The organism is Pseudoalteromonas sp. EB27, from assembly GCF_001974875.1.
GTDB lineage: Bacteria > Pseudomonadota > Gammaproteobacteria > Enterobacterales > Alteromonadaceae > Pseudoalteromonas.
Genome location: NZ_MTQD01000001.1, coordinates 425,215 through 446,086, shown reverse-complemented (window position 1 = coordinate 446,086; position 20,872 = coordinate 425,215). Strand labels below are relative to the sequence as shown.

The window sequence follows — 20,872 nt, the reverse complement described above, 5'->3', positions numbered from 1 at the left end:
GATGACATAAAAAAAATAACAGCGGCAAGTGCCACTGTTATTTTTATTACATTAATAGTGTGATTTATTACTGAATTAAAATAAATATGGACTCACGACCACGTTGCACGCCAAGTACTATATTACCTTTTGTACTGTCGATGATTTTATTCATGTCGCGAATCGTTTCAACTCGTTGACGATTCACTTGCATAATAATATCACCCTCTTCAAGGCCAACACGGGCAGAAGGTGAGCGAGGATCTACAGAAGTAATCTCAACACCTTTATTGCTATTTTTTTGCACGTTTTCAAGCGTCGCGCCTTGGAATGCGGGATGGAGCTCTTCACCGGTCGCTGTAACACCTGATGCACCATCAAGGGTTACTTTTACTGTTTTAATTTTACCATCGCGGTAAATGCCTAATTTTATCTCGCGGCCTTCACCCAAGGTCGCTATTTTGCTGCGAAGTTCGTGGAACCCGCTAATATCTCCCCCGTTAATGCTAACAATAACATCACCAGCTTCAATACCTGCTTTACTTGCGGCAGTGTCGTCCATTACTTGCATTACATAAGCACCTTGTTTGACATCAAGTTGCTGTGCTTTTGCAAGTCCTGCATCAAGTGGGCGACCAGAAATACCTAGCGAGCCTCGACGTACTTCACCATGTTCAATAATTTGATCAACTAGATTTTTCATCATATTAGATGGAATGGCAAACCCAATACCCACGTTGCCGCCAGAAGCACCTAAAATAGCAGTATTAATACCAATCAACTCACCATTTAAGTTAACTAATGCACCGCCAGAGTTACCTTGGTTAATAGCAGCATCGGTTTGAATGAAATCTTCGTAACCTTCAATGTTTAAACCACTACGGCCAAGTGCACTAACAATACCTGATGTTACTGTATGGCTAAGTCCAAATGGATTACCAATCGCAACCGCAAAGTCACCCACTCGTAAACTATCTGAGTTTGCGAGTTTTATTTCAGTTAAGTCATCAGCGTCTATTTGTAAAAGAGCGATATCAGATTCTGTATCAGTACCAATCTTAGTTGCTTCAAATTCACGGCCATCTTCGAGAGTAACTACCATTTTTTCGGCATCTTGAATAACATGATTGTTAGTTACCACATAGCCTTCATCGGCATTAATAATTACCCCTGAGCCTAAACCACTAAATTGGCGTTTTTGACTGCGGGGCTGCTGTTGTCCAAAAAAGTATTCGAGTGGATCTGCGCGGCGGCGTACTTCTTTAGAGCCTGAAACTTGGATACTTACAACACCAGGAGATATTTGCTCTAGCATGGGAGCAAGAGTAGGTAGTAGTTGACCATTTACTGCAATTGGCATTTTTGCATAAGACGCTACAGGACTCATTAATAAGCTTGTAGATAGAATAGCTGCGCTGATAAGTGATAATTTCATTTTCATAGTCAGGGATAACTCCACTTAAGATAAAGCAAAAACCAAAAAGGGCTACTTTACAGCAGCCCTTTTTGGTTTGTTTAGATAAAACAACAAAGCTGTTATATCTAAAGACTATGGGGTCTAAAAAAAGTTCATCAAGATGCTTTAGAATGTTCTGAAACTTTATTTTGACCAGCAAATAAACCAGATTCACCTGATACATAATCAGCGGGTTGCGCTGCAGCAGATGAGCGATCTGAACTACGTTCTTTTAAAGACGCCTGCAATTGCTCAGTGGTTTCTTTAGAAAAGAATGGTTCCGCTGGTACTTTATTTCTATCTTCTAGAAGAAGCTGGTTTGTTTCTTCAACGTGACTAAGCAATTGGTCATAGTTTTCTTTCATTTTATTTACGAGCTTACCCGTATTTGCTAAATGATCAGCGACATCTTGGCGATACTGCTCTAATGCGTTTTCAGCTTGCTCAGCCTGTTCTTTTAATTCATCTTGTTTGAACTGTTTTTTAGTAACAAATGCACCAATAAAAAATGCTACTACAGCAACAATAACAACCAAACCTACCCACATAACTGTGCCCATAAAAACTACCCCTTTGGGAAAATAACTAACGAATGCTTGATTCAATTATAAATCATACTAAGTGTAATATACCCCGAGTTATGATGCGTGTTAATATACTTTGCAAATTAAACTGTGTTTTAACTGTAAATAGATATGACTCCTTGGCAAACATACCAACAAGACTTGAAGCGAGATGACTTTGTACACGACGCAGCACAAGAAAATGCTGTGCGCCATTTACAACGTCTGTACGATGACTTAACTCAGGCAAAGCCTGCACCAAAAGGTTTTTTTGCTAAGTTATTCAGCAAAGATGAACCAGCGCCTATAAAAGGTTTGTACTTTTGGGGTGGAGTAGGGCGTGGTAAAACTTATTTAGTTGACACTTTTTACGAATCACTACCGGGCACGCGTAAAATGCGCGTGCATTTTCATCGGTTTATGCACCGAGTGCATAATGAGCTTAAGAAATTAAATAATACGGCTAATCCATTAGAAAAAATAGCCGACATTTTCAAAGCAGAAACAGACATAATATGCTTTGATGAGTTTTTTGTTCAAGACATTACCGATGCCATGCTGCTAGGTGGGTTAATGGAAGCGCTATTTGCACGGGGTATAGTACTTGTTGCTACCTCTAATATAGTGCCTGATGAGCTTTACAGAAATGGCCTGCAGCGTGCACGCTTTGTTCCTGCTATAGAACTGGTTAAGCTTAATACAGAGATAGTTAATGTAGATTCAGGTATTGATTATCGATTACGTACCTTAGAGCAAGCCGAAATTTTTCATAGTCCGTTAGATGAAGATGCAGATAAAAACCTATTTGAATACTTCGACAAGTTATCACCAGAGCCTGGACAATTAGATGAGCCGATAGAAATAGAAGGGCGAAAAATCAAAACGCGAAAAGTAGCTAAATGCGTTGTGATGTTTGAGTTTAGTGAATTATGCGAAACGCCTCGTAGTCAAGTCGATTACATGGAAATTAGCCGCCTATATAATACGGTTATTATTTCTAACGTTAAACAGCTTGGGCAGACTAATGATGATGCCGCTAGACGTTTTATTGCTTTAGTGGATGAATTTTATGAGCGTCACGTAACTTTAATTATATCGGCTGAAAAACCTATTACCGAACTTTATACTCAAGGTAATTTAAACTTTGAATTTAAGCGCTGTATAAGCCGTTTGCAAGAAATGCAATCTTTAGAGTATTTAGCTAGAGAGCATTTGGTCTAAAAAAGTAGGCAAAAGTGTAATAGGTTAGCCATTAAAAATAAGAGGTATGTATATAGTACTTCTTATTTATGAAATTTCTTGTGGAAAAAACAACCGGCGAGTAGCAATGTGTTTTAAGTGCTGGTATACTCCCGCGTCTGCCACGTTGCGTTCTATGCCCTCATATAGTCTAGCCACTTGTGAGCGGCGCAAAAGTCTAAAACTCGAAGGGGTTATAGCAAACTTAGAGCAGTAGTTAATATTAACTACTTGTGGTTTTAATTGAAAAACATTGGATTTTTATAAATGAAAACGTTTGTTGCTAAACCAGAAACAGTAAAACGTGACTGGTACGTAGTTGACGCTGAAGGTAAAACTTTAGGTCGCATCGCTACTGAAATCGCTCATCGCCTACGCGGTAAGCATAAAGTTGAATATACACCGCACGTAGATACTGGTGATTACATCATCGTTATCAACGCTGAAAAAGTTACTGTAACTGGTAACAAATTCAAAAACAAAGTGTACTATTCACACTCTGGTTTTCCAGGTGGTCTTAAGTCTACTACTTTTGATAAACTTCAAGCTGCAAAGCCTGAAATGATCATCGAGAAGGCTGTTAAGGGCATGTTGCCACGTGGTCCTTTAGGCCGCGCTATGTACCGTAAACTTAAAGTTTACACAGGTACTGAGCACAACCATGCTGCACAACAGCCTCAGGTTCTAGACATTTAAGGAGCACCATCATGGCAAATCAATACTACGGTACAGGTCGTCGTAAAAGTTCAAGTGCTCGCGTATTCTTACGCCCAGGCACTGGTAACATCGTAATCAACAAACGCTCTCTTGAAGAGTATTTTGGTCGCGAAACAGCACGCATGGTTGTTCATCAAGCTCTTGAGCTAGTTGATATGACTGAAAAATTTGACCTTTACATCACCGTTGCCGGTGGTGGTACAACTGGTCAAGCTGGTGCTATCCGTCACGGTATCACTCGTGCACTTATGGAGTTTGACGAATCATTACGTCCACAACTTCGTAAAGCAGGTTTTGTTACACGTGATGCACGTAAAGTTGAACGTAAGAAAGTGGGTCTTAAGAAAGCGCGTAAGCGTCCACAGTTCTCAAAACGTTAATCTATACGTTATCAAGAATTCAAAAACCCAGCTTATGCTGGGTTTTTTGTTTTCAAATCAAAATGTTTACATTTTCAATTTACTATAAATTTGTTTATTGCGACTGCCATACAAGGTGATTGCAGCAATTAATGATGATCAAATTTATTAATAACTGCGTATTAATCGAACGAAAGTTAAAAAATACTCAGATAGCTGCAAAAAAGTTAAATAATTATCGTAATTAGTTTAAATCCATCAGTTAATTGGTGGAATTTTTTGCTACAATTGTCCGGTAAGTAAAATGAGCGGTTTAACAACACTATGTACAGTTTTTACTGTTTCCTCTTAGTGATGTTGATCTTGGTCAGTATATTGTTTTTACAGAAGCGTTATTATAGTCGTTCGGCTTTATTCTCGAGCTAGCTTAATCAAATTTTTGATCAAGTCAGGTTTATTCGAGCATGGGGCTTTGAATAACCTTGTTTTAATCAAGGGTTTTAATTATGATCGCTTCTATTTTAAAAATTTCGAATAATTAACCTGCTGTAACTGATGTTCTCAATATAGCAAGTGTTGAGAATCATAGTGGAGATAAGTGGATGAGCAATGCGCCTGTAGACAATGGCCGACGTCGCTTTTTAACCATAGCTACCTCTGTTGTAGGTGGTGTTGGTGCGGCTGGGGCTGCTGTTCCTTTTATTGCGTCTTGGAATCCAAGTGAGCGAGCTAAATCTGCGGGTGCGCCTGTAGAAGTAGATATCAGCAAACTTGAACCGGGACAATTAATACGTGTCGAGTGGCGTGGTAAACCTGTATGGGTTGTATCACGTACCCCAAAAATGCTTGAGCAGATGAAAGAACATGAAGGTCAACTTCGTGATCCACAATCGCAAGAGCCACAACAATTAGAATCATCAACAAATGATTACCGTTCATTACGTCCAGAAATCTTTCTGGCTGTAGGTATTTGTACGCATTTAGGATGTTCGCCAGGCTTTTTACAAGGTAACTTTGGTGAAAAAGTAGAAGGGACTGATGACGGTTTCTACTGCCCGTGCCACGGTTCTAAATTTGATATGGCTGGCCGTGTATTTCAATCGGTACCTGCACCATTAAACTTAGAAATACCACCTTATACTTTTCTAGATGAAACCACTATTTTAGTGGGCGAAGAAAGAGGGGTAGCCTAATGTTTGGTAAGATTATTGGTTGGATAGACGACCGAATCCCAATGACACGTGTTTGGAACATGCACATTGCACAGTATCCAGCACCTAAAAACTTTAACTTCTGGTACTTTTTTGGCTCTCTAGCCATGTTAGTACTAGTAAACCAAATCCTTACAGGTATTTGGTTAACGATGAACTTTGTTCCATCTGCTGAGGGCGCATTCGCCTCGGTAGAGTACATCATGCGTGATGTAGAATATGGCTGGTTATTACGTTATTTGCACTCAACAGGTGCATCGGCGTTTTTCATCGTTGTATATATGCATATGTTCCGTGGCATGATCTACGGTTCTTATCAAAAACCACGTGAGTTACTGTGGTTATTTGGTATGTTTATTTTCTTAGCGCTAATGGCTGAAGCATTCATGGGGTATTTATTACCATGGGGGCAAATGTCGTTCTGGGGCGCACAGGTAATCATCTCTTTATTCGGGGCTATTCCGGTTATTGGTGATGACTTAACACTTTGGATACGTGGTGACTACGTTATATCTGGTGCAACGCTTAACCGCTTCTTTGCATTACATGTAATTGCACTACCACTGGTTATTGTAATCTTAGTTTTCTTACACATTGTTGCTCTACACGAAGTGGGTTCAAACAACCCTGAAGGTATTGAGATTAAACGTAAGAAAGGCTCAGTAGCTGAAGAAGATAAGCCTAAATTTAAATTTCACGAGTATTACACTGACAAGAAAGATATTGTTGATGCGATACCGTTCCACCCTTACTACACAGTTAAAGATATTGTGGGTGTGGTTGGTTTCTTAATATTGTTTTGTTGGGTTGTGTTCTTTATGCCTGCGATGAATGGCTTCTTTTTAGAAGGTCCAAACTTCGAGGCAGCTAACCCACTTAAAACACCTGAGCATATTTTCCCGGTTTGGTACTTTACGCCATTCTATGCAATCTTACGTGCAATCCCTGATAAGTTAATCGGTGTTGCGGCGATGGGTGCATCAATTGTGGTACTTGCGTTACTACCTTGGGTAGACCGTGGTAGAGTTAAATCGGTTCGTTACCGTTGTGGTTTCCATAAATGGAACATTGCAGGTTTTGTTGTTACTTTCGTTCTTTTAGGTTGGGTGGGTGCAACTCCTCAAACTGATCTGAAAACGATTATTTCTCAAATCTGTACTGTGACTTACTTTATGTTCTTCGTACTGTTATTTGTATACAGTAAGAACGAAAAAACTAAGCCATTGCCAGAGAGGTTAACGAAATGATGAAGAAGCTACTTATTGGTTTATTTGCTTTATCAGTAAACTTGTTACCTAACATGGTTATGGCAGCGGGTCCGTCGGTTCCTTTAATGGAGGCCAATAACGACCTTACTGATCAAGCATCTTTACAGCGCGGTGCAAAGTTGTTCATGAACTACTGTCTTGGTTGTCACCAAATGCAGTATCAACGTTATGAACGCACTTTTCGTGATATAGGTATCCCAACAGAAGTTGGTTTAGAACAGTTGATTTTTGACGGTTCTAAAGTAGGTAGCCATATTACTAACGCGATTACAAAAGACGATGCAGCAAAATGGTTTGGTGCGGCTCCGCCGGATTTAACGCTAATTGCGCGTGTAAAATCACCAGATTATATTTACACGTACTTAAAATCGTTTTATAAAGATGAATCTCGCCCGTTTGGGGTTAACAATATTGTTTTCCCATTAGTAGGTATGCCTCACGTTCTTCAAGAACTACAAGGTTTACCAACGCCTATTACTAAAGAAGTAGAAGAACATGGACACACAGTGACCAAAGTTATTGCTACTGAAACAGATGGTACGGGCGAATTAAGTGTAGATGAATACGACCAAGCTGCTCGTGATTTAACGAACTTCCTTGAATACGTGGGTGAACCTTCACGTCTTGAATCGGAAGCGCTAGGTATTAAGGTAATAGGATTTTTAATCATCCTGTTTATCTTGGCATTTATGCTTAAGAAAGAATACTGGAGAGATGTTCATTAGGTTGAACATTTTTAAAGGTAATTTTGCAATAGGGGCTTAAGCCCCTTTTGCTGTTTTAGTTATTTAATGGAGGTATAGGCATGGCCGTAGCTGCCAATAAGCGCCCTGTAATGACCCTTTTTTCTGGTGCTAACTGTATGTATAGCCACCAAGTACGTATTGTACTTGCGGAAAAAGGTGTAAGTGTAGATATTCATTTGGCTGAAAAAGATAACTTGCCAGAAGCACTTCACGAAATTAACCCTTACGGTACAGTGCCAACACTGATTGACCGTGAGCTTGGTTTATATCAGGCAAACATCATCATGGAATACCTTGATGAACGTTTTCCTCATCCTCCACTAATGCCTGTTTACCCGGTAATGCGTGGTCGTAGCCGTTTAATGATGCATCGTATTGATACTGACTGGTACAGCCTAGCTGACAAAATCAGTAACAACACATCAGATGCGGCTCAAGCTCGTAAAGAGCTAACAGAAGCATTACTTGCTGTAGCACCTATTTTTAGCGAAGCACCTTACTTTATGAGTGAAGAGTTTAGCTTAGTAGATTGTTATTTAGCTCCACTATTGTGGCGTTTACCAGAGTTTGGTATTGAGCTTAATGGTGCAGGTTCTAAAGAGCTTAAAGAGTACATGATCCGTTTATTTGAACGTGAGTCATTCCAAGCCTCTTTAACTGAAGCTGAGCGTGAGATCCGTTTATAATGACGCCTAATCGTCCTTATTTATTACGTGCTTTTTTTGATTGGATAGTCGATAACGAGTGTACACCGCATTTAGTGGTAGACGCTGGATTTGCAAATGTACAAGTGCCAACACAATTTGTTCAAGACGGACAAATTGTTTTAAACATAAGTCCATCAGCGGTCACACAGTTTTCGTTAGACTTAACCCAACTTAGCTTCAATGCGCGCTTTGGTGGTCAGCCAATGCAAGTGTATGTACCTCTAGGTGCTGTGCTTGCAATATACGCGCGTGAAAATGGCGAAGGAACAGTCTTTACCGCAGATGAGTTTTTAGAGGACGAAGACGATTTTGTGCCAGAGCTTGAAAGTGTTGAGTCATCAGCTGAGTTTACTGATGAAACATCACCAGAAAAGCCTGAGAAGAAAAAAGGCTCTCATTTACGCGTTATTAAATAATAAGTAAATGCCAAAAAAAAACCGCTAATTAGCGGTTTTTTTATGTCTGTATTTTGTATTTATAGGTATTCAAACACTTTAACTACGCGCTCTACGCCAGATACATTACGGGCAATATTTACAGCTTGAGTTGACTCAGAGTCAGATACTAAACCCATTAAAAATACTTCAGCGTTTTCTGTAACCACTTTAATATTATTACTACTAATGTCTTTTGCTGTTAGAAGCTGGCCTTTTACTTTAGAAGTAAGCCAAGAGTCGTGAGTTTGTGTAGTAATGCCAATATTTGAACCAATACGAATTTGGTTATGTATTTTACGAATGCCAGAAACGCCTTCAATGGTGCGCTGCGCTTCGTTTCTCATTTCTTCATTTGCTACTTGGCCAACAAGTAAAACAATACCATTAACGCTTACAGCGCTTATATTAGCGAACTTTTCAAGACGTTCTACTTCACTAAGTGCAATACTGGCTTTTATTTCAATATTGTTATCATCAATTTGTGAACCAATGGTACGGCGGTCGTTCGCTGCAGTTACTGCACTGGCTGTACCTGCAACAACAGCTGCGGCGCAGCCTTGAAGTAATACAACAGTACCTAAAACAATAAGAGAGCGTTTAAACATAATTTTCATCCTGAGGGAAAAGCGTTAAATCAACAAGTTCGCTTAAACAATGTAAGTTCACTAAATGGGATTCGATAATGCGGCTAGGGCGTTTAGATGGAGATCTAATTTCAACATCATTAGGACCAAGTAGACCAACCAACTCACCACCATCATCACCAACCATAACTATGACCTTCATATCTTTAGTTAGTGCAGCTTCAACGGCAGAAATAACATGCTTTTCGTTACCGTTTATAGCCAGTACCAACAATAAATCGCCTTGCTGGGCAAAAGCACGGACTTGACGAGCAAATGTATCGTGATCGTCTACCTGAGTACTTTGTCCAAGGTTAACGTTTTCTTGCGATAGAGCAATTGCAGGTAAGCAAGGACGTTCGGTTTCATAATGATTAACCAATACACCGGCCATATGCTGGGCGAGCATGTGGCAATTTGCAGTACCGCAGCAAATGAGTTTATTTCCGTTGATCAGACTTTGTGCAATAGTAAATGCAGCTGACTCAAGCGCACTCGGTAGTACTTCACCCGCAGCGATTTGAACTTGAATGCTCTCTGTAAAAATTTCTTTAATTGTATCTTGCATAGCCTACCAATAATTTATCTTTATCTTTGTATTTGTGTTTAAAATACATTTTTCAGCCAATTAATATTAGGAGATGCTTCTCCTGTAATGGCTACATAATCAATTCTTAGCGCTTGGTTAGTCAAATTTTTAGCTGCTAAGTAATGATAAATACTACGTTTTAATCGAGCTTGCTTTTGTGGGCTAAGCGCATAGTTAGCGCCGCCACGAGCATTATTTTTACGAAACTTAACCTCAACAAATACAAGGGTGTTACCTTCTTTCATAATGACATCAAGCTCACCAAAGGGGCAGTAATAATTACGTTCAATAGGCGTTAACCCTTGAGTAACTAAGTATTTTTGCGCTTCAAGCTCATAATACTGGCCTTTTTCGCGACTATTGTGCCACAGCTCTTTAAACCACGACATGTCGCCCCCTTACTTAATTAAGTTTAATTTATAGTTTGCATCTCACTTGCTGATTGCATAAACAATGGCACAGGACGCTGCGTTTTTAATTGCACAGATTTAATACGACGATTTGTGTATTGAGCCCAGTCGAGCATACGTTCTATATGACCGCTAGTATTAACTGATAATTTACCGCTTAGGCCACTGTATTGATTACCTGGCATTACGCTTAACTGCCTAATATCAGGTAATACAGATACTGCATCGTATGCCATTGCAAATAAGCGTTGGCTAATATCTACTTGTTCTGGCCATAACGAATCATACTGCTGGCGTAAATTATGTTGTTTAATTTGCGAATCGAGCATCCACGGCAATTCAGTGAAGTATAGGCCGTCTAAGTCGCCTTTGTCAGTACTATCAATTTGTTTACTGTGGCTTTTAGAGCTGGCGTAAAGTGGAATACGATCTGCAAAAGTACTTACGTTTACATCAAGATAAGGTTTAATTAAGCGTGTTTCTATTGCATCACCTAAAATATAAATAACATCAATATCACTGCGTGAGCGCGTTTCATTTTCTACTTCTTGTCTAAATAATGCCTTAACCGTTTTTATGCGCTCTTTTGATTTATCTACTTCCAGCAAGCTAGTAATCGTATTTGGCATATCTTTTTTATCGTTATAAAAGCCTATTTGCGGCTTAGTTTCGCTATAGCGTTGCCACTGTAAGTTAAAATAATCAACAAGACGTTGTCCGTTAGCGTTATTAGGCGCTAGTAGCATCGGCTTTTGGTAACCCATTGCTAAAAAGTGCTCTAGGGCTTGTTCTACTTCGTGCTCAGGATTTAGTGCAAAGTAATAATGTTGAAGTGAAATTCGTTCACCGTCAAAGGTGTTCAAATGTAGTACTGGCGTATCGATAAGCGTTTGCGCATTAGCTAGTTTATCTATATTTGCTTTAAGTAGAGGGCCAATTACAAAATCAGGCTTTATTTCTTCAAGCTGTGCTGTAATTTCTTCTGTACTTAAGTTTTCATCAATAAAAATAGTGTCGTTGATATTTTGAGTATCAAGTGCTGCTAACACGCCGGCTTTTAGAGCATCACCTAAGCGTTCGTTAGGTCCTGACTGTGGAAACAATACAACTAAGCGTTCTATATTTAGAGGTGCAAACTCAGTAAGCATTTCATCTTGTTTAGGTAAAACAGTAAAAGCGGGGTGCCCAATATAGCGTCTTCGCCAATTATTGATTGCTTGATCTAATTCTACACCGCTGCCTGCATATACTTGATGATATAACGCTAGGTTAGTCCAGCCTTGCTGAATAACCGAACCACGGTTAAAGCGCTCAAGCGCATATGAAGAGAGTTGTTTTAAGTTATCCCACAGATTTTGATTCAGTTGAGGGATTTCAATGTTATTTTTTGCTGCTGTTTCAGAGGCTCTAAAAAAGTAGGGCGCTGCTTTTTTAGGAAAATTTTGTGATGCGTAAATAGTGGCAGTTAAAAACTGATGCCATGCAAAATGTTCAGGTTGAGTAAGTTGTCCGTCTAGCGATTGTAAAATCACTAAGGCTTGATCATTTTTATTCTGTTGTTTTTGTGCAAATGCAATATAAAGACGGTTTTGAATTTGATCAACACTTGCTGTTAATTCAAGCTCATTTCCAATTGTCTCTAATAAAGGCCAGTTTTGCTCACTAATTGCAGCATCACGTGCACTATAAAGTAATTGTATTTTATCGGCACCTTGGCGGTTTTGCGCCAATTGGTAGATAGATTGCGCACTGGTCGCCTGATTTTGAAGTGCATTAGAGCGGTTACTTACGTTATCGCTGTTTTTAGTTGGTTTTTCGGTTGTGCTACACGCCGATAACCCTGACAATATAATTAATAGACTAACTAGTTTAAGTCGCACAAATGATTTCCCAATACGTTAACGCGATTTGCTTATATTACTGACTGACGCAGGAGACCTCAATGTTAAATGAGGAGAATTCACAGAAAATTGGCACTCTTTACATTGTTGCCACCCCAATTGGCAATTATGACGACTTAAGTCACCGTGCCATTGCGACATTATCGCAAGTTGACTTAATAGCTGCTGAAGACACTCGCCATACCGGCAAGCTACTTAGCCACTTTGGAATTAAGGCAAAAACGTTTGCATTACACGACCACAACGAAAAGCAAAAAGCACAGCAAATTATCGATCAACTAAATCAAGGTTTAAATATTGCTTTAGTATCGGATGCTGGTACACCGCTTATTAGTGACCCAGGTTATGCAGTTGTAAACTTATGCCGCGAACAAGGCGCTCATGTTACACCTGTTCCAGGTGCATGTGCTGCAATTACGGCCGTATGTTGTTCAGGCTTACCAACCGACCGCTTTCAATTTATTGGTTTTACGCCGGCTAAAAGCAAAGCTCGCCAAGATTTTTTTACCGAAGCTGTTAACTCAGGTATCACCAGCATAATGTACGAAAGTACGCACCGTATTATGGCAAGCCTTGATGATTTAGCACTAGCCCTTGGTGATGAGCAACAAGTTGTATTTGCTAAAGAGCTAACCAAAACCTTTGAAACATTTTTTAACGGTAGTGTGAGTGAGCTTAAACAGTTTTTAACAGATGATCCTACCAAGCAGCGCGGCGAAATAGTGCTGATGCTTCCAGGTAAACCAAAGCAAATAGACGATGTTCCGCCAGAAGCGCGCAAAATGCTGGCACTGCTTGAGAGTGAAATGCCAATGAAAAAGGCCTGTGGAGTTGTAGCAGAATACTTTGGAATGAAGAAAAACGCGTTATACAAAACAATTATTGAAGAAAAAGAGTAAATCTTACTGCGCTTGGCGTTAGCCTCATGTATACTGCGCGCCGAGTCAGCCAAGATGATCGCTGCCTGTGACGAAAATGATCAGGGGGAGGAAAGTCCGGGCTCCATAGGGCAGAGTGCCAGCTAACGGCTGGGGGGCGTGAGCCCACGACAAGTGCAGCAGAGAGGAGACCGCCAATCTTCGGGTTGGTAAGGGTGAAAGGGTGCGGTAAGAGCGCACCGGGCCGCTAGTAATAGTCGGTTGCAAGGTAAACTCCACTCGGAGCAAGACCAAATAGGGTTCCTTATGGCGTGGCCCACGTTGGAACCGGGTAGGTTGCTTGAGCCATAGAGCGATTTATGGCCTAGACGAATGATTATCACTTTCTTCGGAAAGGACAAAACCCGGCTTATAGGCTGACTCACTCATTCAATAAAAAGCCCGCAGTTAACACTGCGGGCTTTTTTGTGTCTCAATTTTACTTAAATACAATTTAAGTATCCTTAAATAATATTTTTCCCTTGTTCTGGGTCTCTTGATTGCTCTGCTTGTTCGCGTATTTCGTCGGTATCACTGCTGACATCATCAAGTGTTTTAGTTTGCTCAACAGTTTCATTCTTTCCGTTTTGTATTTGCGATGGTTGTTTTTCCTCTAAACTAGAAACACTTTCACTAGGGTCGGTGAGTATAATTCTTTCTCGTGCGTCATCTGGCATACTGATGTTTTGTTTTGTGAACTCATTGACTAATTCGCGCATAAGTTGAGAGGCTACTTTTAATGGACTGTGCTGCTCGCTATTAACCCAAAAATACAAAATGAAGTTAATAGTAGATGAGCCTAAGTTTTTTATTAAAACCTGCGCGGGTGGATCGCTAAGCACCGCATTTTGTTGATTCGCAATATCTAGGGCAAGAGTTTGCGCGCCGCGTATATCGTTATCATAGCCAATACCAATTTCTACTTTTCCGCGCATTTTCGGATTGGCAGTCAGGTTTTTAATGGTATTTTTATATACAGTCGCATTGGGTATTTGAATATGATTGCCATCGTAATCAACAAGTGTGGTTGCTCTTGCGGTTACTTTTTTAACAATACCTAATCGGCCATCCACTTCAATTACATCGTCAATTTTAAAAGGTCTTTGTACGCTCAGTAATAAACTGGCAATAAAGTTCTCTGCTATGTCTCTAAAAGCAAAGCCAAGTATTAAACCTATTAATCCGGTACCACTCATAATAGCAACAGCAAACTGAGTGAGCCCAGCTAAACGTAAAAATAAATATACGCCGAATAAAATAATTAAAGTGCTTATACTGCGTCTTACAACTAGGTGAACAAGCTTGCTGTCAGTCATGTAGTCAATAGGCTTTATAAGTAATCGAGAAAGAGGTCCTGAAATTAAGTAACTGAGTACTAAAAGTATGACCCCGAGTAAAAGAGTGGGTAATATTTGCGCTGTTACGTGAAGTAATTGCACGCCTTGCTCATAAAAGTAATTCCACGAAAGTGTATCGACTGTGATTACTTCAGTCATTGGTGGTGTATTATCTAGCGCTACACTGCTTTTTAGGGTGCCGAGCATGGCTTATCTTCCGTGTTTGATTCATTTATAGATAAATATTAGCAAGTTTGATACCAAACGCTTATAACTTGGCAAATATTTTGCTGTAGTAACGTAATATAAATATTGAGGTTTAGAATGAAAGAAGCTAAACGAGGACAGGAAGCAGAGCAGCCTGCACATATCCCTTTTATAGGCTGGTGGGATATTGTTAAACGTATTTTTAAGCAAATGAGCGAAGATAATTTATCTATAGTGGCGGCGGGTGTGGCATTTTATGCGTTACTTGCTATTTTTCCAGCCATTGCGGCGATGGTATCAGTGTATGCGTACTTTTCATCCCCAACAGATATTAGTGAGCACTTAAGTAAAATAGTTACTTTGCTTCCACCAAGCACCAGTGAACTGATTTTATCTCAGGTTTCTAGTCTTGCTAAAACATCAAGTGCAAGCTTGAGCTTAAGTGCAATCGGTACGCTCATACTTACCATTTGGAGTAGTTCAAAGGGCAGCCAAGCACTTATAACTGCGTGTAATATTAGTTATCGTGAATATGAAAAACGCTCATTTTTTCAAGCTCAATTAGTGCGTTTTTTATTTTCGGTGGGGGCAATTGTCGTTGCAATTTTTGCATTATTGATTATTGGTATTTTACCCATCGTACTAAACTTGGTGGGGCTAAAAGAAAGTATAGATTTATTAATTAAACTTATCTCTTGGCCATTACTGGCTTTTACCTTTAATTTTGCATTAGTACTTTTATATCGTTATGCCCCGCATCGTAAACCCGCTAAATGGCGTTGGATCACGATGGGATCGTCGATTGCTACCGTGCTGTGGATTTTGGCATCTATAGGTTTTTCTTTTTATGTGTCGCGTTTTTCTAGTTACAACGAAACTTACGGCTCACTAGGTGGTGTAGTGATCATGTTGATGTGGTTGTATATCAGCGCTTATATAATCACATTAGGTGCTGTTATTAATGCTGCAACTGAACAGCAAACAGGTAAAGACAGTACTATAGGCCCAGCTAAAGAGCGTGGGCAGCGAGGCGCCTATGTAGCAGATCACCTCGATGTAAAAAACGAATAGCTATTAGCTAGCTAAATTAGTAAGTGCAGTAATTTGCTCTTTAAATTCTTGTGCTGCGGGGCCAAGCCTGTCGTTGTCGTTGCACATTAAATATAAATTAAGAGTACGGGTTGTACCTTGATCTAAATTAAGCGCGATGAGCGTTTTATCTTCAATTAAATGTGCAATTTGTGTTTTTGGCAGCCAAGCGTAACCTAAATTTTGACTAACCATATCAATAGAGTTGCGTAAATGGCTCACTGTCCAGCGCATATCAGCACCTAACCAGCCTTCATTGTGACTGGTGTGGGTTGCTGAGTCGCGAACTACTATTTGTCTATGTAACTTTAAGTCTCGAAAGTTGAGTTGTTCACTATGCTGTTGTAATACATGGTCTTTATGCGCAACCGCTATAAACTCTATATCGCATAGCGTACTGCAGCTAATTCCATAAATAGGAATTGATGAAATGGCTAAATCAACTACTGAGTTATGTAGTAATTCGTTTGCACCGGTTAGCACGCTTTCTACTAAATCAATTTTTAAAAGAGGGTAAAGCTCACTCGTTTTAGCAAGTGCTTGGTATAAAATAGCGTGTGGGAACACTTCATCAACGGCTATTTTTAATGTGCTCTCTACGCCTTCGCTAAGCGTAGTTGCTACCGATTCTATTTTAGTTGCTTCTTCAATTAAAAATTCAGCTCTGCGTAAAATAAGCTTACCGCTATCGGTTAAAAATGCTTTACGACCTTTTACTTCAAGCAACTTAATTTGCAAGGCGGCTTCAAGTTTTTGCACTGCATGGTGTACGGTTGACTGACTTTTATGTACAGCTGCGCTTGCGCCTGCGAACCCGCCATGATCTACAACAGCTTTAAACATTCGCCATTGCTCTAATGTTGCTTTTGCCATTTTAAAATCCTGTTACTACTTTATATCTGATTGCTTAACTTGACCGCGCAGACGCATTATTTATTGCGTAACAGTTATTTTTTGTCTATTTATTTTAACAAAGCTACTTTTTTATCCGCTAGAAGTGCCATAAAACTGCTTTTATTTAAAGGTTTTGAAAACAAATAACCTTGTCCGTAATCGCATCCAGCTTCCAGTAATAGCTGCATTTGTAATTTAGTTTCAATTCCTTCGGCGATTACTTTTAAGCCCAACTGATGCGCCATAACGATTATGGCTTCACACAATGCAAGTTCTTGGCTGCCTATTTGAATATTATCGACAAAACGCTTATCTATTTTTAAATAGTCGGTGTCCATTTCTTGTAGGTAAGCGAGCGATGAATATCCAGTGCCAAAATCATCAAGAGCTAGCTGTATTCCTGATTTCACGATTTCTTTTAGGCGTCTTTGTGTTAGCGCTTCAGGATTAACCATTAAGCCTTCAGTTATTTCTGCGACAATTGACGAAGCAGGTAGTTTTGCTGCTTTTAGCATATCGTACCATTCATCTATGCCACTCTCTGGCGTGGATAATTGCACTGGCGATACATTTACACTTATTTGAAACGTATCATCGGTTAGTGTTTTTATATCGTTAAGTGTTTGAAGGGCTTGGGCAAATACAAATTGGCCAATTGCATTTATTTGCCTGGTTTCTTCAGCAAGTGGAATAAATGCGATAGGGCTGATTAGCCCTTTTTCAGGATGTTGCCAACGTATCAGCGCTTCAGCTTTATGAATATGTAAATCATTTAAAGCAACAATAGGTTGATAAAATAACTTAAACTGTTCAAGTTCAATGGCACTTCGTAAGTCTTTTAATAGCACCATGCGAGCATGTGCATATTCGCGCATGTCAGCAGAAAAAAACTCAAAACAATTACGACCATTATTCTTTGCTTTATACATAGCCTGGTCGGCTGCTTTTAAAAGCTGTTCAGTATTTTTACCATCATTTGGGGCGCATGCAATACCTATGCTTGCACTAATAAATAACTCTTCGTTTTCAAGATTTAAAGCTGACGATAAGCTAAGTAAAATATTACTCGCAATTTGATTAATATGGCGCGTACTTTTAATTTGATTGAACACAATAACAAACTCATCACCACCAATCCTAGCCACAAAGTCAGCATTCTTTGCCGACTGTACTATGCGTTGTGATACGAGTTTTAATAAGTTGTCGCCATAATGATGGCCCAAAGTGTCATTAATATCTTTAAAGTGATCAATATCTAAAAGCATGACAATCAATTGATTATCTGGAGTAACAACATTTGAAAATCGTTTATTTAATCGCTCTTTTAACTCTAAACGATTTGGCAAGTCTGTTAAGTGATCAAAGTGAGCTTGTCGCCAAATAGTTTCATCAGCTTGTTTTTTCTCTGTGAGGTCTGTGAATATCGCGATTCGACGAATTGGTGCATTATTTTCATCATAAACCGTATCGATTGTGAGCCACTCAGAGTACAACTGCCCGCTCTTTTTACGGTTAATAACCTCGCCTTGCCAACGGCCAGTTTGCTGTAACTCTGACCACATTTTATTGTAAAATTTCTTATCATGTTTTCCTGATGAAAGAATTGAAGAGGACCGCCCAATAACGTCTTCTTTACTATATAAGGTCGTTTTACTAAATGCAGGATTCACATCAAATATAATACCTGTTGGATCGGTGATTGCCATACCTTCACTACTGTTGTTATACACTAGCGAGGCAAGGTGGAGTGCTTCTTCATTTACTTTTCGCTGTGTTATATCACGTAGTACAACAACGTATTCATTTTTGCTTTGCATAGCACTAATACGCGCTTCAAAGCTGCGTTTAGGATCTGATTTTTCGAGTGTGAATTCTAAACTGCTCGAAACATCAAGTTTAGATAACTGCGATAATAAAAGCTGAACATTGCTGTGTGAAAGTATTGATGATAAATGAGGTGCGGCAGTGCTATTTGGGTTTACTTGGGGCTTAAATTGCCCCGTTATGTTGAGAATATCGCCATGGATGTTAATTCTAACGTAACTATCAGGCAGAGTATTAAGCAAGCTAGTAAGCTCGTCATGCTTGTTTTTTAAATTAGCCTCGGTTGTTAACCTAGTTTGCGCCATTGATTTAAAATGCTGATAAAGAGTATTTAGTTCGGGATTATTGGGCTGTATATTTTGTGCGGGCATTTCGCCCTTAGCTAGCACATTTGTTGCATTTGTTAGATTATTAATTGGGTCGATAATACTTGTTTTAAGTAGTTTTCGTGCAATTAAAGACAGTATCAGTAGCGATAAAATAAACACACCAATCGCTATAAAAAAGTTATTATTTATTTGTTTTAAAGCATGCGTGACAGGAAGTGCGATATGTATATTTAAGCTGTTGTTACTCGGATCGCTATAAATAACAGAGTGATGAAGCATTCGGGCTTCACCTTCAATGGATTTTATTTTTGTTGATGCCTCAGTATCAATCGAAGAATCAGTTGCTAATAAAGTCTGTGCGATATTATCGCCAAGCGCGGCTGTTGTAGGAGGATAACGCGCTAAAATTTTTCCGTTAGAATCAGCAATTGCAGCAATAGAGCCCGGCGGAAGTTCAATGTCATTAAATGCATTATTCCACCAGTCTAGCGCAACAACGATAACTACAACGCCCTGAATTACATTTTTTTTATTAATAATAGGTAACGCAAAATTAAGGGTGTTTTTTTGCAGGCTTCGGTCGTGCTGAAAATAACCTACCGACAATTGGTTGCTTTTTAAGGCGTTTTGAAAATACGCCCGATCGGCAATATTTATTTTTTTGGCTAACCCGCTTGTTGTACATATAACAATGCCATTTGGATTTACAATCCCGATATTGGCAACGTGCGCGTATATAGCTCTAAATTGATTAAAATAATTAGGGCAGGACGTTGCTAGATTTTCTTTCTTACTTTCCTCTTTAGCTAAGTAACGCGCTAACCGGTTAATATCATCGACTAAATGCTTTTGCTGTAAAATTAATTGCTTAGCAATGTTTTCTACTTTTTTTTCACTTTGCTCAATAGAGTGATCGCGCTCAAGCAGCAGTGTAAAAATAATTACAGCAGTGCCTGGAATACTTAACAGTATAAGCAAACGATAAAGCTGATGTTTGAGAGAATAAGTAAAAATAACCATTCCTTAGTTTTGTATTTTGCAATAACAATTGTAGCCAAATTCACTCCAAATAACCATAGTAATTATAAGGTTGAAAATATAACCAATGAATCATTATAGTTCTATTTTTTGGAATGTTAAGGTCGATTTAAAGACATAGTTGTTTTGTTTAATGAATGATTTAATAGCCTCATAAACTTATGCTTTAGAGTGAATTAAAAAATGAAAATATTAAAAATACTGACAGCTTATGCAACTCAAGATGGTGATGGCGTGAACATTAGCCGTATACCTGGGTTTGATGGTAAATACTTAGATCCATTTTTAATGATTGATGAACTTAAGTCAGACGACAAAAAAGAGTATATGGGAGGCTTTCCTGAGCATCCGCACCGAGGTATTGAAACGTTTACTTATATTCTAAAAGGTGGCTTTGAACATCGTGACCAAATGGGTAACAGAGAAGCAATTAAAGCAGGCGATGTGCAATGGATGAGTACAGGGCGCGGCGTCATGCACAGTGAAATGCCACTCGCTGATGCTGTTGATGGTCTGCATGGCTTTCAAATTTGGATCAATATGCCAAGCGCACAAAAAATGCGTGATTCACGTTATCAAGATACGACTAGAAACCCAGCTCCGAGTTTTACAAATACACAAGGTGTGACGTTAAAAGCACTTGCGGGATCGTGGCAGTTCGAAAGTGAAACACTTACAAGCACTCTGCAAAGTTTAGCTGCCAATGCTGCGCTCGCTGATATTACATTACCTGCTGGTAAAAGCATGGATTTAGAGCCTCTTAGCCAACAAAAAGTAATGCTTTATATTCATAGCGGCTCACTAATAATGAGCGACAATCAAATAATACCAGCGGGTAAGTTACTTATTTTAGAACCAGGCAGTGATATTAATATTAGCTCTGAGCACGGCGCTGGTGTATTGATTTTAGCTGGCGATCCACTTAATCAACCAATTGCTCATATGGGGCCGTTTGTAATGACGACGCAAGATGAAGTACAGCAAGCGGTACATGATTATAAAAATGGCAAGTTTGGCAAAATTTAACAGTAT

The 20,872-nt window shown here is 39.3% G+C and carries 20 protein-coding genes and 1 other RNA gene; 12 read left to right on the top strand and 9 right to left on the bottom strand.

The window, feature by feature from the left end; all coding sequences use genetic code 11:
* Nucleotides 1-67: 67 nt before the first annotated feature.
* Both BW142_RS01985 and BW142_RS01980 read right to left on the bottom strand, forming a co-directional pair.
* Nucleotides 68-1,420 carry a Do family serine endopeptidase gene (locus BW142_RS01985; protein WP_076923716.1) on the bottom strand — a complete coding sequence of 451 codons (1,353 nt, stop codon included), beginning with the start codon at nt 1,418-1,420 and terminating at the stop codon, nt 68-70.
* A gap of 131 nt (nt 1,421-1,551) precedes the next feature.
* Nucleotides 1,552-1,995, bottom strand: a complete 444-nt coding sequence (locus BW142_RS01980; RefSeq protein ID WP_076923715.1) for a YhcB family protein — start codon at nt 1,993-1,995, stop codon at nt 1,552-1,554.
* A gap of 135 nt (nt 1,996-2,130) precedes the next feature.
* Between BW142_RS01980 and zapE the strand changes: the two genes are divergently transcribed.
* From zapE to BW142_RS01940, 8 genes are all read left to right on the top strand, one after another.
* Entirely contained in the window at nt 2,131-3,219 is a 1,089-nt protein-coding gene (gene zapE / locus BW142_RS01975; RefSeq protein ID WP_076923714.1) for a cell division protein ZapE, read from the top strand.
* A 285-nt stretch (nt 3,220-3,504) separates the two neighbouring features.
* Entirely contained in the window at nt 3,505-3,933 is a 429-nt protein-coding gene (rplM, locus tag BW142_RS01970; RefSeq protein WP_007378318.1) for a 50S ribosomal protein L13, read from the top strand.
* 8 nt (nt 3,934-3,941) lie between these two features.
* A complete protein-coding gene (gene rpsI, locus BW142_RS01965) occupies nt 3,942-4,334 on the top strand; it encodes a 30S ribosomal protein S9 (RefSeq protein WP_024599268.1) in 393 nt (130 codons plus the stop codon).
* 581 nt (nt 4,335-4,915) lie between these two features.
* The gene (petA, locus tag BW142_RS01960) at nt 4,916-5,506 is read left to right on the top strand and encodes a ubiquinol-cytochrome c reductase iron-sulfur subunit (protein WP_024599269.1); all 591 of its coding nucleotides are present in this window, start codon (nt 4,916-4,918) and stop codon (nt 5,504-5,506) included.
* Entirely contained in the window at nt 5,506-6,771 is a 1,266-nt protein-coding gene (locus tag BW142_RS01955) for a cytochrome b N-terminal domain-containing protein (RefSeq protein WP_007378320.1), read from the top strand. The genes petA and BW142_RS01955 overlap by 1 nt, the downstream gene beginning before the upstream one ends.
* Entirely contained in the window at nt 6,768-7,517 is a 750-nt protein-coding gene (locus BW142_RS01950) for a cytochrome c1 (protein WP_024599270.1), read from the top strand. The genes BW142_RS01955 and BW142_RS01950 overlap by 4 nt, the downstream gene beginning before the upstream one ends.
* An 80-nt stretch (nt 7,518-7,597) precedes the next feature.
* Nucleotides 7,598-8,224 carry a stringent starvation protein SspA gene (sspA, locus tag BW142_RS01945; protein WP_002957965.1) on the top strand — a complete coding sequence of 209 codons (627 nt, stop codon included), beginning with the start codon at nt 7,598-7,600 and terminating at the stop codon, nt 8,222-8,224.
* Nucleotides 8,224-8,661: a ClpXP protease specificity-enhancing factor gene (locus tag BW142_RS01940; RefSeq protein WP_076923713.1), complete on the top strand. Its 438-nt coding sequence runs from the start codon at nt 8,224-8,226 to the stop codon at nt 8,659-8,661. The genes sspA and BW142_RS01940 overlap by 1 nt, the downstream gene beginning before the upstream one ends.
* A 59-nt stretch (nt 8,662-8,720) precedes the next feature.
* Here the strand turns inward: BW142_RS01940 and dolP are convergent, their stop codons facing one another.
* From dolP to BW142_RS01920, 4 genes are read right to left on the bottom strand one after another with little or no spacing between them, the layout of a single operon-like run.
* The gene (dolP, locus tag BW142_RS01935) at nt 8,721-9,287 is read right to left on the bottom strand and encodes a division/outer membrane stress-associated lipid-binding lipoprotein (RefSeq protein ID WP_076923782.1); all 567 of its coding nucleotides are present in this window, start codon (nt 9,285-9,287) and stop codon (nt 8,721-8,723) included.
* Nucleotides 9,280-9,873: an SIS domain-containing protein gene (locus BW142_RS01930; RefSeq protein ID WP_002957968.1), complete on the bottom strand. Its 594-nt coding sequence runs from the start codon at nt 9,871-9,873 to the stop codon at nt 9,280-9,282. The genes dolP and BW142_RS01930 overlap by 8 nt, the downstream gene beginning before the upstream one ends.
* A gap of 38 nt (nt 9,874-9,911) precedes the next feature.
* Complete coding sequence (locus BW142_RS01925; protein WP_024599272.1) at nt 9,912-10,283, bottom strand: YraN family protein; 372 nt, start codon at nt 10,281-10,283, stop codon at nt 9,912-9,914.
* A gap of 23 nt (nt 10,284-10,306) precedes the next feature.
* On the bottom strand, nt 10,307-12,184 hold the full coding sequence (locus tag BW142_RS01920) for a penicillin-binding protein activator (RefSeq protein WP_024599273.1): 1,878 nt from the start codon (nt 12,182-12,184) through the stop codon (nt 10,307-10,309).
* 62 nt (nt 12,185-12,246) lie between these two features.
* On the opposite strand from BW142_RS01920, the gene rsmI reads away from it, so the two are divergent.
* Nucleotides 12,247-13,104, top strand: a complete 858-nt coding sequence (gene rsmI / locus BW142_RS01915; protein ID WP_010554279.1) for a 16S rRNA (cytidine(1402)-2'-O)-methyltransferase — start codon at nt 12,247-12,249, stop codon at nt 13,102-13,104.
* Between the two features lie 41 nt (nt 13,105-13,145).
* Nucleotides 13,146-13,511, top strand: an RNA gene (gene rnpB / locus BW142_RS01910) — RNase P RNA component class A.
* A 75-nt stretch (nt 13,512-13,586) separates the two neighbouring features.
* Here rnpB and BW142_RS01905 read toward each other — a convergent pair.
* Entirely contained in the window at nt 13,587-14,666 is a 1,080-nt protein-coding gene (locus BW142_RS01905) for a mechanosensitive ion channel family protein (RefSeq protein ID WP_076923712.1), read from the bottom strand.
* A gap of 117 nt (nt 14,667-14,783) precedes the next feature.
* Between BW142_RS01905 and BW142_RS01900 the strand changes: the two genes are divergently transcribed.
* Nucleotides 14,784-15,737, top strand: coding sequence for a YihY/virulence factor BrkB family protein (locus BW142_RS01900; RefSeq protein WP_024599277.1), 954 nt, complete (start codon nt 14,784-14,786; stop codon nt 15,735-15,737).
* Between the two features lie 3 nt (nt 15,738-15,740).
* Here BW142_RS01900 and BW142_RS01895 read toward each other — a convergent pair whose 3' ends face one another.
* Entirely contained in the window at nt 15,741-16,628 is an 888-nt protein-coding gene (locus BW142_RS01895) for a LysR family transcriptional regulator (RefSeq protein ID WP_024599278.1), read from the bottom strand.
* Nucleotides 16,629-16,717: 89 nt separating this feature from the next.
* Nucleotides 16,718-19,822 (bottom strand): EAL domain-containing protein, encoded by a 3,105-nt coding sequence (locus BW142_RS01890; RefSeq protein ID WP_076923711.1) that lies wholly within the window; start codon nt 19,820-19,822, stop codon nt 16,718-16,720.
* 201 nt (nt 19,823-20,023) lie between these two features.
* On the opposite strand from BW142_RS01890, the gene BW142_RS01885 reads away from it, so the two are divergent.
* Complete coding sequence (locus BW142_RS01885) at nt 20,024-20,866, top strand: pirin family protein (protein ID WP_076923710.1); 843 nt, start codon at nt 20,024-20,026, stop codon at nt 20,864-20,866.
* Nucleotides 20,867-20,872 lie beyond the last annotated feature (6 nt).